Source organism: Flavobacterium caseinilyticum, from assembly GCF_004349085.1.
Classification (GTDB): domain Bacteria; phylum Bacteroidota; class Bacteroidia; order Flavobacteriales; family Flavobacteriaceae; genus Flavobacterium; species Flavobacterium caseinilyticum.
In genome coordinates this window covers 224,053-241,318 of record NZ_SMFM01000004.1, presented here as the reverse complement: position 1 = coordinate 241,318, position 17,266 = coordinate 224,053, and the positions used below count along the sequence as shown (strand labels likewise).

Below are 17,266 nucleotides of genomic sequence, written 5' to 3'. Positions count from 1 at the left end.
ATTTAAAATTTTGTTTCTTTTGTTTAATGTTTAAAGTTGATCAACATTAAACTTTAAACCTTAGACTTTAAACTAAAAAAACATGAAAATCAAAGAAATAATTTCTGTACTCGAAGAAATGGCGCCACTTGCCTATGCTGAAGATTTTGACAATGTCGGATTATTGGTTGGAGACCAAGATATGGAAGCCACTGGAATTTTGGTTTGTCATGATGCTTTAGAAAATATAATAGACGAAGCGATTGCAAAAAATTGTAATCTAGTGGTTTGTTTTCATCCGATATTATTTTCTGGTTTGAAAAAAATTACCGGAAAAAACTACGTGGAACGCGCAGTTATTAAAGCCATAAAAAATGACATTGCAATTTACGCCGTTCACACCGCTTTGGACAACCATCAGGAAGGCGTGAATAAAATATTCAGCGACGCATTAGGATTAGTAAATACTAAAATCCTAATTCCGAAGCAAAACTTCATTCGGAAATTAGTGACTTTTACCATTCCTGAAAACGCAGAAGAAGTGCGAAATGCACTATTTGATGCTGGCGCGGGAACCATTGGCAACTATGAAAATTGCAGTTTTAATTCGAAAGGAATTGGAACCTACATGGGAAATGAGCATAGCAATCCACAAATTGGAGAACGATTTGAATTTGTGCAAGGCGACGAAATCAAAATCGAAGTCACTTTCGAAAAACATTTGCAAAACAAAATCCTGAAAGCATTATTCAAAAGCCACGCTTATGAAGAAGTGGCTCATGAAATTTATGAGTTGCAAAACCAACATCAAAATATTGGTCTGGGAATGATTGGCGAATTGAAAAATCCCATGAATGAAAAAGAGTTTTTGCTTTTTGCCAAAGAAAAAATGCAATGTGGCGGGATTCGACATTCGAACTTTATAGGAAAAGAAATAAAAAAAGTAGCAGTTCTTGGCGGAGCTGGAAGTTTTGCAATAAAAAATGCGATTCAGGCGGGAGCCGATGCTTACTTGACTGCCGATTTGAAATACCATCAGTTTTATGAAGCCGAAAACAAGTTACTTTTAGCCGATATTGGACATTTTGAGAGTGAACGTTATACAAAAAATTATATTGTTGAGTATCTTCGGAAAAAAATCCTTAATTTTGCAGTTATTTTATCAGAAGAAAATTCAAATCCAGTTAAGTACTTATAGAATATGGCGAATACGAAAGAATTAAGTGTTGAGGACAAGTTAAGAGCAATTTACGATTTACAACTTATTGACTCTAGAATTGACGAAATCAGAAACGTAAGAGGAGAACTTCCTTTAGAAGTAGAAGATTTAGAAGATGAAGTGGCTGGTTTAAGCACACGTTCAGAAAAATTGAAAGGAGAACTTGAAGTTATCGAGGATCTAATCAAATCAAAAAAGAATGCAATTGATGAGCACAAAGAAGCTATCAAAAAATATACTAAGCAACAAGAAACTGTTCGTAACAACAGAGAATTTAATTCGTTGACTAAAGAAATTGAATTTCAAGAATTAGAAATTCAATTGTCAGAAAAACAAATTAAAGAAATGAAAGCTTCTATCGAACACAAGAAAGAAGTAATTTCAAGTTCTAAAGAAAGATTAGAAGCAAAATCAAATCACTTAAAGCACAAAAAATCTGAGTTAGACGCTATCATGGCTGAAACTGCTAAAGAAGAAGCGTTCTTATCTGAGAAATCAGCAGAATTCCAAGCTTTAATTGAAGAAAGATTATTGAAAGCTTACACAAGAATCAGAAGTAGCGTTCGCAATGGTTTAGCTGTAGTTTCTATCGAAAGAGGAGCTTCTGCAGGATCATTTTTCACTATTCCACCACAGACACAAGTAGAAATTGCTTCCAGAAAGAAAATCATTACTGATGAACATTCCGGAAGAATATTAGTCGACAGTTCATTGGCCGACGAAGAAAAAGAGAAAATGGAACAATTGTTTTCTAAATTCTAATTACATTTAAGTCCCGATACAAATCGGGACTTTTTTTTTATGAAAAAAACAATATTTTTTATATTCACTAAATCAATTGGTTTATATATTAACCTTTTGAGTTTTGTATTTCCAAAAAAAGCATCGCAACTGGCGTATGGTTTTTTTAGTGAACCCCGAGAAGGGAAATTATCTAAAAATAAACTTCCGATAATCCTGCAGGAAGCACAGTCCGAAATGTTTCAACTTGAAAAAAATTCCTTTCACACCTATACTTGGAAAGGAAATAATACCGTAATACTTCTGGTTCACGGCTGGGAAAGCAATGCTTCTCGCTGGGAAAATTTATTGCCATATCTAAAAAAATCAGGAAGCACTATCATTGCTATTGACGGTCCTGCACATGGATTGTCTAGCGGAAAAGAATTCAACATTCCGCAATACGCAGAATTTATTCATGTTGCTGTGCAAAAATTCAAACCACAATATCTCATCGGTCATTCTATAGGTGGGAAAACCTGTTTGTATTATCAATCCGTTTATCAAAATGATGCGGTAAAAAAAATGGTGATTTTGGGAGCGCCAAGTGATTTCAAAATTATCCTGAACAACTACATTACATTATTAAGCTTAAATGTAAAAATCTCTAAATCTTTAGAGGCGTACTATCTTAATAATTTCAAACTAAGTCTCGAGCAGTTTTCTGGTAAAACATTTGCTTCAAAACTAAATATAAAAGGATTAATTGCTCATGATATTGACGACTCCGTGGTTCTATTTGAAGAAGGAAAAAAAATTGCAGGAGCTTGGAAAAATGTGATTTTCATTGAGACCAAAGGCTTAGGCCATAGCATGCATGACGATGAGTTGTATAAAAAAGTATCTCATTTTTTATTTGAAGAATAATAGACGCCTTAAATTTTCAGAATTCTTAGATGATATAAACTTGCGTATTAAATCCAAGAAGACTTAATGCAATACATCAAAAATAACCTTTCCCACAATCCAAAAATCTAAGAAGTCTAAAATCTAACAAACAAATTCATTACTTTTGCAGTATGGAAGAAAATCTAAAACGCCTCAATAAATTCATAGGAGAAACTGGGTATTGTTCCCGCCGCGAAGCTGATAAAATCATTGAAGAAGGTCGAGTAACCATCAATGGAATTGTTCCGGAATTGGGCACAAAAGTTTCCCCAAATGACGAAGTGCGTATTGACGGTAAATTAATCCGTGAGAAAAATGAGAAACCCGTTTATCTTGCTTTCTACAAACCCGTTGGAATCGAATGTACTACTAACCTTGATGTTCGTAATAATATTGTAGATTACATCAATTATCCTAAACGTATTTTCCCTATCGGACGATTGGACAAAGCCAGTGAAGGATTGATTTTCATGACTAATGACGGCGATATCGTCAATAAAATATTAAGAGCCCGAAACAATCATGAAAAAGAATATACGGTAACCGTAAACAAACCCATCACCGATCGTTTTATCGAAAGAATGGGAAATGGAATCCCAATTTTAGACACTATTACCCGAAAATGTAAGGTGGAACAAATCAGCAAATTTACTTTCAAAATTATCTTGACGCAAGGTTTAAACCGTCAAATCCGTCGAATGACAGAATATTTAGGGTATGATGTTACAGCGCTAAAACGCATCCGAATTATTAATATTTCGCTGGATATTCCTGTGGGACGTTATCGTGATTTGACTGATGCAGAAATCAAAGAATTAAACGAATTGATCGAACCTTCCAGTAAAACAGAAGAAGCCAGTTTACCCAAAACGGAAGCGCCAAAAAGAAAAACCGAATTCATCAAGAGAGATGATCCCAGATTTAAAGGAAGAGGCGATTATTGAAAAATACAAATCCCATTCAGAAATGAATGGGATTTTGCTTTTATTTACCAGGTAAAAATTCATAATACAAAGCTTTTGACAAAAAGGACTTTGCTTGCATTCGACTAATCTGCTGATCTCTTGAAATTTCACTGTATTGACCATCTAATTTATTTTTTAAAAAATAGTCTCTGAGTACTTCATCATTAAAATTTAGTCCGGATAAAAATTTAGGCTCCACCCCTTTATTTACAGAAATATTATAATTGGTAATCAGATTTCCCCAGTTAACAAAACTGCATAGTAAAATTGTTCCGTAGAAATACCAAATCATTTGATTGAAAAGAAAAGCATTCGTTTTTTGCTTGGTAATTTTTATAAAAGAAATAACCAATCCAATTATGGCCAGAATCAAGAAAGCATAAACACCTAACCTTTTATAAGTCAATCCGAAAAACGAAACATATTCTGAGTTTTTGATGATGGCAGACAGTATTAAAATTCCGTTTAAAAGAATCCAAATCTTAGCTAATTTTTTAAGATTTTTAGCTTTTTCATCAAAATTAAACCCTCCTTTAAAATAGAATAAAATAACACCAACCGCCATTATGATTGAAAAAATAACAGCAGTTACTCTTTCGTGTGTATCAGAACTTAAGTTAGATTTTTTGACCACTTCAAAAAACTGTTCGTAGTTATAAGTTGCAATGAAAATCAAAAGCAATGTATTTAAAAGAAACAACGTAATCTCGCCACTTCTTCTTTCAAAATCAATATCCAAAAACGAAAATGAATTTTGATTTTGCGTTTTGGCTTCATCCTTAAAGTCATTGTCCAGTAAATTATTCTTTTCATAACAAACCTCAGGAATCCAATAATTCCAAAAAGTGAATGAAATGAAAAATCCTAAAGCGGTAAGTACAAATGCTTGCCACGCATCAATATCTAAATAATAACCGGTAAACAAAGACGAAAAATGATCGCTTCCAAAAGAATATACAGTTAAAAACAACCCAAGAAAAACAACTGGAATAACGAAATAAGCAATCAATTTTTTAGCAAAACCGCTGTTGACTTTTCGCTTCGGAAGATATTGACTAAACATCAATATACGACCTAACGAAGCGATACCGTTCATTAATACTAAAGGAAGAGCTTGTAACAATTTAAGTTTTGGTTCCTGGGTTTTGAATTGTAAAAAGATAATCGACAAAACCATGGCAAAAAAAGATGGAAAATCTCCGTACCAAGCAAATGCAAAGCATGACAGAACCGATGTAACAACTAAAATCAGATGTGCCCTACTGGTAATTTTCTCTTGAAAGAAATAACATATTAAGGCGGTTTGCATCATCCCGAAAATGGCCCAATTGAGACCCAAATCTTGGTTGTAAAAAAGCAGTGTAAAAACCAAACTGCTGACTAAAATAAAATGTAGTTTTTTCATAATTAATAATTTAAAAGTACTTTGTATTTCAAAGTATAAAGTTAAAAAAAAGGGTTATTTCGATTTGATTAATTTTTCAAGACTATTCAAGTGGGAAATAAAAGCAGTTCTGCCAATATTGGTAACTCGATACGACGTTTTTGGTTTTTTACCAACAAATTCTTTTTTTACTTCTATGTATCCAGATTTTTCTAACGCCGAAGAATGACTTGCTAAATTTCCATCAGTGATATTCAATAAAGATTTCATTTCAGTAAAATCAATCCAGTCGTTTACCATCAGAACAGACATAATGCCTAATCTGACCCGACTTTCGAAATCTTTATTTAATTTGTCAATGATTCCCATTTCTATTTGTATTTTTTGAACACAATTATTCCGTACAGGATATGCAAAATTCCGAATCCTATTGCCCAAAAAACGAGTCCAAAACCAAGATAAAAAAGGGAAATACATCCTAAAATAATCTCACATGCACCTAAATATCTAATATCCGAAAAAGTATATTTCCCTGCATTAATAAGTGCTAAACCATAAAATAACAAAGTAACAGGAGCAATTAGAGCAAATAAATGGTGATATAAGAGTGCCATGCAAAACACGCCTCCAACCAATAAAGGAATCGCTAGATTCAGTAACATTTTTTTAGTGGTATTAGTCCAAACCGGCAAATCAAACTTTTTACTTTTTCTCAAAGTAAAAAACACACCCGATCCCAATGCTAAAATTAAAATTGCAAAAGCAATGAAAACTAATTCGATAATTAAATCAGAGCTGTATATCTTTTGCGTATCGTCAAAATATTCAATATCATTATTTTTAAACAATTGATACGCATAAATTGATCCTGCTAAAGCAAATAACCCCGCAAAAACTCCTGAAAGGCCACTTAACGAAATAAATCTGGAAGAGCGCTCCATCATGGAACGAATATGCGATAAATCTTCTTGAAGTTTTTGACTCATATATAAAGTACTTTGAGTTACAAAGTTATTTAATATTTTTAAATTTCAAAATAGAAAATGAATTATTTTTAATAAATATTATTTGTCCAAAGTATAAAGTATCAAAACCATCGTTTTTTTTTGAACAAAAAACACTAAAAGCTGGTAATAAAAAGCAAACAGAAATCACAATCCAGATTCCATAGCAATTACCTTGTGAATTGTGGGGAACGTTCATCCCAGTCCAACCGCACTTTAATGTTGGACCCATCGGAATTTTATACAGTTTTTACAATAAAAAAAAGCCTTAAACTTACATTTAAGGCTTCCATTCAAAATTATTTTTCTCTCTACTTATTTATTTTCATTTCTCTAGCCAATAGTGTATTTTTTAACAGCATCGCAATAGTCATAGGTCCTACTCCACCCGGAACCGGAGTAATGTAAGAAGCTTTTTTACTTACTTCTTCAAAATCGACATCGCCGGTAATAACGTAGCCCTTGTCTGTTGATTCATCAGCAACTCTCGTGATTCCGACATCAATCACCACAACACCATCTTTCACCATATTTGCCTTCAGGTAATTGGGAACACCTAAAGCTGTTATAATAATATCAGCCTGAATTGTAATTTCTTCAATATTTTTAGTATAACTGTGTGTTAATGTAACTGTTGAGTTTCCCGGAAAACCTTTTCTTCCCATTAAAATACTCATGGGTCTTCCCACGATATGACTGCGGCCGATCACTACTGTATGTTTTCCTTTGGTTTCTACTTCGTAACGTTCTAACAATTCTAAAATTCCAAAAGGCGTAGCCGGAATAAAAGTGCTCATGTCTAAAGCCATTTTTCCGAAATTTTCAGGATGAAATCCGTCAACATCTTTGCTTGGATCCACAGCCATTAATACTTTTTGCTCGTCTATTTGCTCTGGCAGCGGTAACTGAACGATAAAACCATCGATATCATCGTTTTCATTCAGTTCCTTAATTTTTTTCAACAACTCGATTTCAGTGGTTGTACTTGGCATTTTTACTAAAGTCGATTCAAAACCCACCCTTTCGCAAGCTTTTACTTTACTGCCTACATAGGTTAAACTTGCCCCGTCATTCCCTACAATAACTGCTGCTAAATGAGGTACTTTGCCACCATTGTTTTTTATTTTTTGAACCTCAGCAGCGATTTCACTCTTAATGTCTTCGGCTGTTTTTTTTCCGTCTAGTAGTTGCATTGTTATTTAATTTAATGTATTAAAGCAGAAAATCTTAAAGTCATTACAACTTTAAGACTTTCGACTTTTGACTTATTTTATTTCATTCCTGGCATACTTTTCATTCCGCCCATCATCTTCATCAAATTTTTACCTCCAGGTCCCTGCATCATTTTCATCATCTTGCTCATTTGCTCAAACTGTTTCATCAATTGATTGACCTGCTCAATTTTGGTACCGGAACCTTTTGCAATTCGGGCTTTTCTTTTTACATCGATAAGTGCCGGTTTACTTCTTTCGATTGGAGTCATCGAGTGAATAATGGCTTCAATATGTTTGAAAGCATCGTCTTCAATTTCAACATCTTTCATGGCTTTGGAAGCACCTGGTATCATTCCAACCAAGTCTTTCATATTACCCATTTTCTTCACTTGTTGTATTTGAGAAAGGAAATCATCAAAACCGAATTCGTTTTTGGCAATTTTCTTTTGAATTTTACGTGCTTCTTCTTCATCAAATTGCTCTTGTGCTCTTTCTACCAAAGACACAACGTCTCCCATTCCCAAAATTCTTTCGGCCATACGAATAGGATAGAACACATCAATTGCGTCCATTTTTTCGCCTGTACCTACGAATTTAATTGGTTTATTAACAACCGATTTTATCGAAATTGCCGCTCCACCGCGCGTATCTCCATCTAATTTGGTTAAGATAACACCATCAAAATTTAATCTTTCGTTGAAGGTTTTTGCTGTATTAACGGCATCCTGACCAGTCATAGCATCTACAACAAATAACGTTTCTTGCGGCTCAATGGCTTTATGAACGCGTTCGATCTCGTTCATCATTTCCTCGTCAACTGCCAAACGACCCGCTGTATCGACAATTACTACATTGAATCCGTTTGCTTTCGCATGTTTGATTGCATTTTGAGCAATTTCTACCGGATTTTTATTTTCGGGTTCCGAATACACCTCAACTCCTATGGAATCTCCAACAACATATAATTGCTGAATTGCCGCCGGACGATATATATCACATGCAACCAATAGTGGTTTCTTATTCTTTTTTGTAAGAAGATAATTTGCCAGCTTTCCTGAGAAAGTAGTTTTCCCTGATCCTTGTAAACCAGCCATCAAAATAACTGTTGGATTTCCGGAAAGATTGATTCCGGCAACATCACCACCCATTAATTCCGTCAGTTCATCTTTAACTAATTTCACCAAAAGCTGACCTGGCTGCAACGTAGTCAATACATCTTGTCCAAGTGCTTTTTCTTTTACTTTGGTGGTAAAATCTTTGGCAATTTTAAAGTTGACATCAGCGTCAAGCAAGGCTCTACGAACTTCTTTTAAAGTTTCGGCTACATTTATTTCGGTGATTTTTCCGTGACCTTTAAGTATGTGAAAGGCTTTGTCTAGTTTATCGCTTAAATTGTCGAACATAGTATTGATTTATTTTGAAATGCAAAGATAAACTAATTAGATAATTAGGCAATTAGATATTTAGAATATTGACATCTCATTTTGAGGTTTGTTTTAACAAAAAAAAAACGACTTCTATTTGAAGTCGTTTTATATTTGCTTTTACATTCTTTCCGGAACACTAATCCCAAGTAACCTGAAAGCTGATGCAATAGTGTCTGCCACTTTTTTAGACAACTGAACCCTGAAAATTTTCTTTTCTGAATCCTCTTCGCCCAAAATAGGAACCGCCTGATAAAATGAATTGTATTCCCGAACCAAATCATAGGTAAAATTAGCAATCAACGCAGGACTGTGATGCTGTGCTGCATTTTGAATAACCTCCGGGAAAAGTTCCAGTTGTTTTACTAACTCTTTTTCCTTTTCATGAAGCGTTGCCATTTTTGATTTATTTGAAAAATCAAAATTAGCTTTACGAATAATCGACTGAATTCTGGCGTAGGTATATTGAATAAACGGACCTGTATTTCCTGCAAAATCAACTGATTCTTCGGGATTAAAAAGGATTCTTTTTTTAGGATCTACTTTCAAAATATAATATTTCAAAGCACCCAGACCTATGGTTTTGTATAATTTTGCTTTTTCTTCAGCAGAATAGGTATCTAATTTTCCTAAATCCTCTGCAATTTTTTGGGCTGTAGCTGTCATTTCCTGCATCAGATCATCAGCATCGACAACCGTTCCTTCACGACTTTTCATTTTCCCGGAAGGCAAATCCACCATTCCGTACGACAAATGAAATAGATTTTCAGACCAGTCAAAACCTAGTTTTTTAAGAATAAGAAACAATACTTTAAAGTGATAATCCTGTTCGTTACCAACCGTATAAACCATTCCGCCTACATCCGGATAATCTTTTACACGTTGTATCGCTGTGCCAATATCCTGAGTCATGTACACCGCCGTACCGTCAGAACGAAGTACAATTTTGCGGTCTAAACCTTCATCCGTCAAATCAATCCAAACGGAACCGTCAGGGTCTTTTTCGAATACTCCTTTTTCTAAACCAATCTGCACCACATCTTTCCCCAATAAATAGGTATTACTTTCGTAATAAAAACAATCGAAATCAACACCAAGATTTTTATAGGTGCTGTCAAAACCGTTATAAACCCATTGATTCATGGTTTTCCAAAGATCAATCACTTCCGCATCACCAGCTTCCCATTTCAGCAACATTTCCTGCGCTTCCATAATGATTGGCGCTTGTTTTTTGGCTTCTTCTTCTGTTTTGCCCGCGCTCATTAACTGCGCTATTTCTTCTTTGTATGCTTTATCAAAAGCGACATAAAAATTTCCAACTAATTTGTCTCCTTTTAAACCCGTTGATTCCGGTGTTTGTCCGTTTCCGAATTTTTGCCATGCCAACATCGATTTACAAATATGAATTCCTCTATCATTAATGATTTGAGTTTTATATACTTTTTTACCCGAAGCTTTAATGATTTCCGCCACTGAGTATCCCAAAAGATTATTACGGACATGACCTAAATGCAATGGTTTATTAGTATTTGGTGAAGAATATTCAACCATCACCGCCTTAGCTTCTGGATCTGGAGTAACGAAACCAAACGAAACATCATCCTTTATACCTCCGAAAAAATTCAAATAATAGTCATCTGAAATAACAATATTCAAAAAACCCGAAACCACATTAAAACGGTCTACTTCAGCTAAATTTTCGACTAAATAAGTCCCAATTCTAGTTCCCAATTCTACTGGATTGCTTTTCACTACTTTCAACAATGGAAAAATAACCATGGTAATATCGCCTTCAAATTCCTTGCGTGTCGTTTGAAATTCAACTTTATCAATGGTAACGTCAAATAAAACTTGTACAGCTTTTTCAATAGAGGGTGTAAGAATCTGTGGTAATGTCATTTCGTGTATTGGTTTTAGGTGGCAAAGATAGTCATATTGTAGTAATTTGAAAATTGGAAAACAAGATAATTTACATCTGAAAATGAAGCCTTAAGCCACGATTACAGTAGAATTCAATATTTTATTTTTAAAATAGATGTAACAAAATCTGTGCTGAGCAGTCTATTTAAAACCTTTTGCGGGTAAGTTTTTGTTTATAAATATTAAATATTATTAAAAAAGGTATTATGTTTAGCATAGTATTATTTAAAAGAATATATTTGCATCATCAATCATTTAAATCAAATCAATCATGAAATTAAAATCAATCTTGATCTGCTTTATTGGAACGTTGTTTTCAATGCAGGCACAAACTTCGGTCAAACCGACAATTCTGGAAAACACAGGAACTATTTCAGGAAAAATCACAGACAAGAAAACCAATGAACCCTTACCGTATGTAAATATTGTTGTAAAAGAAAACAACAAAGTAGTTACCGGCGGAATCACAACTGAGAAGGGAACTTTTCAAATCAAAAATTTAGCCTTGAAAGATTATATCGTGGAAATCCAATTTATGGGATACAAAACGATTTTAAAACCAGCAAAATTAACTTTAGAAAATAGCATCAACTTTAACACCATTGCGCTGGAAGAAGATGCTATCCAACTTGAAGGCGTTTCCATTGTAAAAGAAAAATCTACTATTGAGCAAAAAATTGACCGCAAAATCATAAACGTGGGTAAAGATTTAATCTCTGCCGGAGCAACAGCCGGAGAAATCATGAATAACATTCCATCGGTGAGTGTTGATCCACAAACAAATGCCATCAGTTTGAGAGGAAATTCAAATGTTCGTATCCTTATCGATGGAAAACCAACTAATATGGATGCCGCTCAGATTTTGCAACAAATCCCGTCCGCATCGATCAAACAAATTGAGTTAATCACCAATCCATCGGCTAAGTATAACCCCGAAGGAATGAGCGGAATCATCAATATTGTTTTAAATAAAAATAGCAGACTTGGATTTAACGGAAGTATAAACAACGGCGTAACCTTTGGGATAACACCAAAAGTAAATTCCTCTTTTGACTTAAATTACAGAACAGGAAAGTTCAATTTTTATGGAAATTATGGCTTTAATCATGGAAAATATTCGAACAACGGCTTTATAAACAGTCAAGAATTAAATAATGAAAACAAGCAAATTTTTGACATGAATTCTAAAAACACCTCTCATTTGGCAAAACTTGGATTTGATTTCAATATTAATGACAAAAACACATTTTCTTTTTACACCAATCAAAACCTTTCCAACGGAAAAGATTTTGGAAATACTAAAGTCGATTATGTTTCTTCGGCTACCAATGACCGATTCCAATTGTTTGACAATAAAAGCGAAAACCACTCTGAAACTTATAATTTTGATTATAAATTAGACTTCAAAAAGGAAGGACACAATTTAGAATTAGAAGTGAATTACAATAAAAATGACAGTCCCGAAAACGCCTTGTACACTAATGTAAATGGCTCCACTAATTCGTTTACAAATGATGTAAAAACGTTAGGAAAAAATACGATTATAAATCTTGATTATGTAAATCCACTCTCTGAAACCACAAAATTGGAATTAGGTTTAGAAAGCAGAAATGAAAATACAGACAACAACCTGTTTTTGAATAACCTCTACAATTCTGATTTTACCTACGAAAGAACATTATACTCCGCTTATGCCACTCTTGGAAAACAGTGGAAAAAATGGAATTTTCAGGCGGGAGCGCGTTTAGAACAATACAACGCTGAAGCTTTATTTAGAAAAGTTAGCGAAGCAGATTCGAAATTTGAGGATGATATCTTAAGTATTTATCCGTCGGCATTTATAACCTACAACCCAAGTGACAACAACTCGTTCAGTTTGAATTATTCTCGAAGAGTAGACAGACCGAGTATTTCTCAGGTAAATCCTATTCGAGAATGGAGTACGCCAACAATAGATTCTGAAGGAAATCCGTTTCTGGTTCCTCAATTTACCAATTCATTTGAATTAAATTACACCCGAAAAACTAAAATTGGTTCCATAACGTCCGGGATTTTTTACAGAAGAATTCAAGACGAAATAACACGAGTGATTTTTACAAATCCAAATGATTCCAACAGACAAATTATCTCGTACGATAATTTTGATAACAATAATGCGTACGGAGTTGAAGTGTCCGGAAACCTGGATTTCAAAAAATGGTGGAGTGCCAACATCAGTTTTGATGCCTATAATAAGAAAACAAAAGGAACTATTGAGGATACGCCTGGGAATTATGAATTTGTAGAAATCGATGTTACAACGTTCAACGCCCGTATTAACAATACTTTTAAAGCGACAAAAGACTTGCGTTTTCAATTATTTGGAATGTACAGAGGAAGAGATTTAAGTCTTCAGTTTGACAGAAGCCCAATGTGGAAGATGGATATGGGAGCGAGTTATAACGTACTAAAAGGCAGCGGAACCATCAGTGCGCGTTTCAGCGATATTTTCAAAACTATGCGATTTGCTTTTGATGGAGAACGTCCTTACAAAACAAATGGAGAATTCAATTGGGAAAGCAGAACCGTTTATCTAGGCTTCAATTATAGATTTGGAAGCGGGAAAAATAAAGCCGCCGCAAGAAAGCAAAGAGACAATAACGAAACCCAAGGAGGCGGAGGCCTTTTATAAAAATTAGTTTTAATAGTTTGTTACCAAAAGAAAAACTCGGAGTATGCCAACTCCGAGTTTTTTGATGTAGAAACATTTTTGTTACCCTAACAAATCATTTTACCATTTAATAATAGCGCTTCCCCAAGTAAAACCACTTCCAAATGCTGCCAAAACAACAGTATCTCCTGATTTTATTTTCCCTTGTTCCCATGCTTCAGTTAAAGCAATTGGGATAGAAGCGGCGGTTGTATTTCCGTATTTCTGAATATTATTATACACCTGATCATCTGTCAAGTTGAATTTCTTTTGGATAAACTGTGAAATTCTCAGATTTGCCTGATGCGGAATCAACATATCAATATCGGAAACCTGTAAATTATTTGCCTGCAATCCTTCATTGATTACTTCGCTGAAACGAACCACAGCATTTTTAAATACAAATTGTCCGTTCATATACGGGAAGTAACTTTCGTCATCCGGATCATTATCTGCTAAAATATCTGTTACCCAACGGCCTCCCATTCCCGGAGCTTTTACAATTAGTTCTTCGGCATGTTGCCCTTCAGAATGTAAATGTGTAGATAAAATCCCTTTGGACAAATCTTCTTCTCTGCTCAAAACAGCCGCTCCAGCACCATCTCCAAAAATTACCGAAACGCCTCTTCCTCGAGTCGTCATATCCAATCCGGTCGAATGAACCTCAGATCCAATAACCAATATATTTTTATACATTCCAGTCTTGATATATTGATCCGCAACTGATAAAGCATAAATAAATCCAGAGCACTGATTTCTGACATCTAATGCACCCACGGTTCTCAAACCCAAATCACGCTGTACTAAAACTCCAGGACCAGGAAAATAATAATCAGGACTCAATGTGGCAAAAACCACAAAATCGATATCTTCCTTAGCAACGCCAGAACGCTCGATTGCAATTTCAGCGGCTTTTACGCCCATAGAAGTAGTTGTATCTTCCCCTTTTATAACATGTCTTCGTTCCTGAATTCCAGTTCTTTCCTGAATCCACTCGTCATTGGTATCTATGATTTTGGACAAATCGTCATTAGTCACTACGTTTTCGGGAACATAATAACCTAATCCTGCTATTTTTGAATGATACATACAATTGTTATTTTATTAAAATAAGAGCCAAATTTAAAACATACTTTAAAATATGAGGCGACAAATTACTACTTTTTTAGCAATTTACAAGTTTTATTGCTTTGCCCTTGATTTACAGCTTTCATCAGCAAAATATAGGGATCAAAAATAAAAAATAAAATCACGAGAAAAGGAACTGTAACCAAATCAAAAGTTAAAAAGACATATTTGCTTCCAAATGTAACAACATTGAATTATTTTAGACCAATTATTGACAATACCAACGCTAATTTAAAATCATTCAAATTATGAAATTAAAAATTCCATTTTTTCTTTTTCTTGGCCTAAGCTTAACCACTTTTGCACAAGAAAACTTAAGCTATCAAAAACCATCTCAATCCATTTTGGAATTGGCTGATTATGAAAGAGCACCTTCGGTATCGATGGATACCAAAAAAGAATACATGTTGTTGACCTACAGAAATACCTATAAATCGCTGGACGATTTAAACCAAGACGAATTGCGCTTAGGCGGATTGCGTATTAATCCAATTACGAATATTTCCAGTACTGTTACCTATGTGAACAACCTGAAATTACGTAAAATAAAAGACAAAAACGAAGTACAAGTTGCAGGTTTGCCTACGAATCCTCGTATCAGTAATATCGCCTGGTCACCAAATGATAAAAAAATATCATTTTCCCACACCACTGCCTCTGGTGTTGAACTTTGGTTTATCGATGTTGCTTCGGCGAAAGCCACAAAGTTAACAGAAGCCACAGTGAATGCTAATATTGGGAGTCCGTTCAGCTGGATGAATGACAACGAAACTATTTTGGTGAAAATGTTGCCAAAAAACAGAGCAGCACTTTTAGATGCCAAAAAAGATTTGCCAACCGGTCCAATAATTTCGAATGCTGACGGTGCGAAATCCCAAAACAGAACCTATCCGGATATGTTGAAAAACATGAATGATGAAATCAATTTTGAGAACGTCATGACTTCTGAATTATACCAAGTGAACTTGAACGGAACGGCTACTTTATTCAAAAAAGCCGATATGTACGCCGGAGAAAGTTTTTCCCCTGACGGGAATTATTTGATGCTGACTACTATCCAAAAACCATTTTCATATATCGTTCCGTTGAGTCGTTTTCCATCTAAATCTGTTATTTATGACAAGGCCGGAAACGAAGTAAAAGTAGTAAATGAAGTACCTCTTACTGAAATTATCCCTAAAGGTTTTATGGCCGTCCGAAAAGGAAAAAGAAACATGAACTGGAGAACAGACAAACCGGCAACATTAGCGTATGCTGAAGCTTTAGACGGCGGAGATCCTGCAAACAAAGTAGAATTCAGAGATGAAGTCTTTCTTTGGAATGCTCCATTTGATGCTGCACCCACTTCATTGGTAAAAACTCCGCAGCGCTATGACCGTATGATTTGGGGAAATGACGATATCGCCATAATTTCAGATGAGTGGTACGACACGCGTAATACCAAAACGTATATCATCAATCCATCGAATCCAAGTCAGGCTCCAAAAGTAATTTTCGACAGAAACTCACAAGATGTTTATTCTGATCCCGGAAACTTTGAAACCAGAAAAAACCAATACAACAGATATGTTTTGGCTATCGAAAATGATAATGCATATCTTATTGGAAATGGTTTTACTAAAAACGGTCAATTTCCTTTTATCAGCGAATTTAATTTAAAAACCTTACAAGCAAAACGTTTGTACACCTCAGCTTATAAAGATAAAAAAGAGGATATTTTGGAGATTGAAGACTTCAAAAAAGGAACTGTTTTAGTACAAATCCAGTCAAAAAATGAATACCCGAATTATTACCTTAGAAATATCAAACAAAAAAACAAACTGACACCTATTACGGCATTCAAAAATCCTTTTGAAAGCATCAAAAATGTGAGTAAAGAAGTGATTAAATACAAACGTAAAGATGGTGTCGAATTATCCGGAACATTGTATTTACCTGTTGGTTATGACAAGGCTAAAAAAGAGAAAATGCCATTGTTGATTTGGGCGTATCCAGCTGAATACAAAGACAAAAAATCAGCGGGACAAAGCACACAAAACCCGAATGAATTCACGTTTCCTAGTTATGGTTCGTTCGTATATTGGGTAACCAAAGGCTATGTCGTTCTTGATGATGCTGCTTTTCCTATCATTGGCGAAGGAACTACGGAACCAAATGATAATTTCATTACCCAATTAGTTGACAATGCCGAAGCAGCAATTAATGCCGTGGATGCTTTGGGATACATCAACAGAAAAAAAGTAGCCGTTGGTGGCCACTCGTATGGTGCTTTTATGACGGCTAATTTATTGACACATTCTAATCTTTTTGCTTGCGGAATCGCCAGAAGTGGTGCTTATAACAGAACGTTGACACCATTTGGTTTCCAAATGGAACAGCGTAACTACTGGGAAACTCCTGAAGTATACAACACTATGTCGCCATTCATGAATGCGGACAAAATGAAAACGCCAATGCTATTAGTACACGGTGAAGCCGATAATAATCCGGGAACGTTCACTTTGCAAACTGAGCGTTATTTCCAGGCTCTGAAAGGACTAGGAGCTCCGGCAAGAATGGTTATTTTACCTAAAGAAAGTCACGGTTATGTAACCAAAGAGAATATTTTGCATTTGCTTTGGGAACAAGATCAGTTCTTAGAAAAATATTTAAAAAATTAACTCTGAAAAAGT

The 17,266-nt window shown here is 34.8% G+C and carries 13 protein-coding genes; 6 read left to right on the top strand and 7 right to left on the bottom strand.

Annotated features, from left to right (window positions below):
- The first annotated feature begins 82 nt into the window (after positions 1 to 82).
- From E0F89_RS10845 to rluF, 4 genes are all read left to right on the top strand, one after another.
- The gene (locus E0F89_RS10845) at positions 83 to 1,177 is read left to right on the top strand and encodes a Nif3-like dinuclear metal center hexameric protein (protein ID WP_131909793.1); all 1,095 of its coding nucleotides are present in this window, start codon (positions 83 to 85) and stop codon (positions 1,175 to 1,177) included.
- Positions 1,178 to 1,180: 3 nt separating this feature from the next.
- Complete coding sequence (locus tag E0F89_RS10840; RefSeq protein WP_091171710.1) at positions 1,181 to 1,960, top strand: zinc ribbon domain-containing protein; 780 nt, start codon at positions 1,181 to 1,183, stop codon at positions 1,958 to 1,960.
- Between the two features lie 39 nt (positions 1,961 to 1,999).
- The gene (locus E0F89_RS10835; protein WP_131909792.1) at positions 2,000 to 2,845 is read left to right on the top strand and encodes an alpha/beta fold hydrolase; all 846 of its coding nucleotides are present in this window, start codon (positions 2,000 to 2,002) and stop codon (positions 2,843 to 2,845) included.
- A 152-nt stretch (positions 2,846 to 2,997) separates the two neighbouring features.
- On the top strand, positions 2,998 to 3,810 hold the full coding sequence (rluF, locus tag E0F89_RS10830; protein ID WP_131909791.1) for a 23S rRNA pseudouridine(2604) synthase RluF: 813 nt from the start codon (positions 2,998 to 3,000) through the stop codon (positions 3,808 to 3,810).
- 40 nt (positions 3,811 to 3,850) lie between these two features.
- On the opposite strand, the gene E0F89_RS10825 is transcribed toward rluF, so the two are convergent.
- The 6 genes from E0F89_RS10825 to argS form a co-directional block, all read right to left on the bottom strand.
- Positions 3,851 to 5,236, bottom strand: a complete 1,386-nt coding sequence (locus E0F89_RS10825) for a DUF4153 domain-containing protein (RefSeq protein ID WP_131909790.1) — start codon at positions 5,234 to 5,236, stop codon at positions 3,851 to 3,853.
- Positions 5,237 to 5,290: 54 nt separating this feature from the next.
- Entirely contained in the window at positions 5,291 to 5,584 is a 294-nt protein-coding gene (locus E0F89_RS10820; RefSeq protein WP_113666426.1) for a winged helix-turn-helix domain-containing protein, read from the bottom strand.
- Positions 5,585 to 5,586: 2 nt separating this feature from the next.
- Positions 5,587 to 6,201, bottom strand: coding sequence for a hypothetical protein (locus tag E0F89_RS10815; protein WP_131909789.1), 615 nt, complete (start codon positions 6,199 to 6,201; stop codon positions 5,587 to 5,589).
- 329 nt (positions 6,202 to 6,530) lie between these two features.
- Positions 6,531 to 7,412 carry a bifunctional 5,10-methylenetetrahydrofolate dehydrogenase/5,10-methenyltetrahydrofolate cyclohydrolase gene (locus tag E0F89_RS10810; RefSeq protein WP_131909788.1) on the bottom strand — a complete coding sequence of 294 codons (882 nt, stop codon included), beginning with the start codon at positions 7,410 to 7,412 and terminating at the stop codon, positions 6,531 to 6,533.
- Between the two features lie 77 nt (positions 7,413 to 7,489).
- On the bottom strand, positions 7,490 to 8,836 hold the full coding sequence (gene ffh, locus E0F89_RS10805) for a signal recognition particle protein (protein WP_131909787.1): 1,347 nt from the start codon (positions 8,834 to 8,836) through the stop codon (positions 7,490 to 7,492).
- A gap of 141 nt (positions 8,837 to 8,977) precedes the next feature.
- Positions 8,978 to 10,756, bottom strand: coding sequence for an arginine--tRNA ligase (argS, locus tag E0F89_RS10800; RefSeq protein ID WP_131909786.1), 1,779 nt, complete (start codon positions 10,754 to 10,756; stop codon positions 8,978 to 8,980).
- Positions 10,757 to 11,048: 292 nt separating this feature from the next.
- Between argS and E0F89_RS10795 the strand changes: the two genes are divergently transcribed.
- Complete coding sequence (locus E0F89_RS10795) at positions 11,049 to 13,448, top strand: TonB-dependent receptor domain-containing protein (RefSeq protein ID WP_131909785.1); 2,400 nt, start codon at positions 11,049 to 11,051, stop codon at positions 13,446 to 13,448.
- 99 nt (positions 13,449 to 13,547) lie between these two features.
- Here the strand turns inward: E0F89_RS10795 and E0F89_RS10790 are convergent, their stop codons facing one another.
- Positions 13,548 to 14,555, bottom strand: coding sequence for a 3-oxoacyl-ACP synthase III family protein (locus tag E0F89_RS10790; protein ID WP_131909784.1), 1,008 nt, complete (start codon positions 14,553 to 14,555; stop codon positions 13,548 to 13,550).
- Positions 14,556 to 14,842: 287 nt separating this feature from the next.
- Here E0F89_RS10790 and E0F89_RS10785 point away from each other — a divergent pair, with 287 nt between their 5' ends.
- Entirely contained in the window at positions 14,843 to 17,254 is a 2,412-nt protein-coding gene (locus E0F89_RS10785; protein WP_131909783.1) for an alpha/beta hydrolase family protein, read from the top strand.
- Positions 17,255 to 17,266 lie beyond the last annotated feature (12 nt).

What these genes read in the sequence shown, in the direction of transcription:
- rluF (WP_131909791.1), top strand. Translation starts at nt 2,998, where the DNA reads ATGGAAGAAAATCTAAAACGCCTCAATAAATTCATAGGAGAAACTGGG.
- E0F89_RS10840 (WP_091171710.1), top strand. Translation starts at nt 1,181, where the DNA reads ATGGCGAATACGAAAGAATTAAGTGTTGAGGACAAGTTAAGAGCAATT.
- E0F89_RS10835 (WP_131909792.1), top strand. Translation starts at nt 2,000, where the DNA reads ATGAAAAAAACAATATTTTTTATATTCACTAAATCAATTGGTTTATAT.
- E0F89_RS10785 (WP_131909783.1), top strand. Translation starts at nt 14,843, where the DNA reads ATGAAATTAAAAATTCCATTTTTTCTTTTTCTTGGCCTAAGCTTAACC.
- E0F89_RS10790 (WP_131909784.1), bottom strand. Translation starts at nt 14,555, where the DNA reads ATGTATCATTCAAAAATAGCAGGATTAGGTTATTATGTTCCCGAAAAC.
- E0F89_RS10820 (WP_113666426.1), bottom strand. Translation starts at nt 5,584, where the DNA reads ATGGGAATCATTGACAAATTAAATAAAGATTTCGAAAGTCGGGTCAGA.
- E0F89_RS10845 (WP_131909793.1), top strand. Translation starts at nt 83, where the DNA reads ATGAAAATCAAAGAAATAATTTCTGTACTCGAAGAAATGGCGCCACTT.
- E0F89_RS10815 (WP_131909789.1), bottom strand. Translation starts at nt 6,201, where the DNA reads ATGAGTCAAAAACTTCAAGAAGATTTATCGCATATTCGTTCCATGATG.
- E0F89_RS10795 (WP_131909785.1), top strand. Translation starts at nt 11,049, where the DNA reads ATGAAATTAAAATCAATCTTGATCTGCTTTATTGGAACGTTGTTTTCA.
- E0F89_RS10825 (WP_131909790.1), bottom strand. Translation starts at nt 5,236, where the DNA reads ATGAAAAAACTACATTTTATTTTAGTCAGCAGTTTGGTTTTTACACTG.
- ffh (WP_131909787.1), bottom strand. Translation starts at nt 8,836, where the DNA reads ATGTTCGACAATTTAAGCGATAAACTAGACAAAGCCTTTCACATACTT.
- argS (WP_131909786.1), bottom strand. Translation starts at nt 10,756, where the DNA reads ATGACATTACCACAGATTCTTACACCCTCTATTGAAAAAGCTGTACAA.
- E0F89_RS10810 (WP_131909788.1), bottom strand. Translation starts at nt 7,412, where the DNA reads ATGCAACTACTAGACGGAAAAAAAACAGCCGAAGACATTAAGAGTGAA.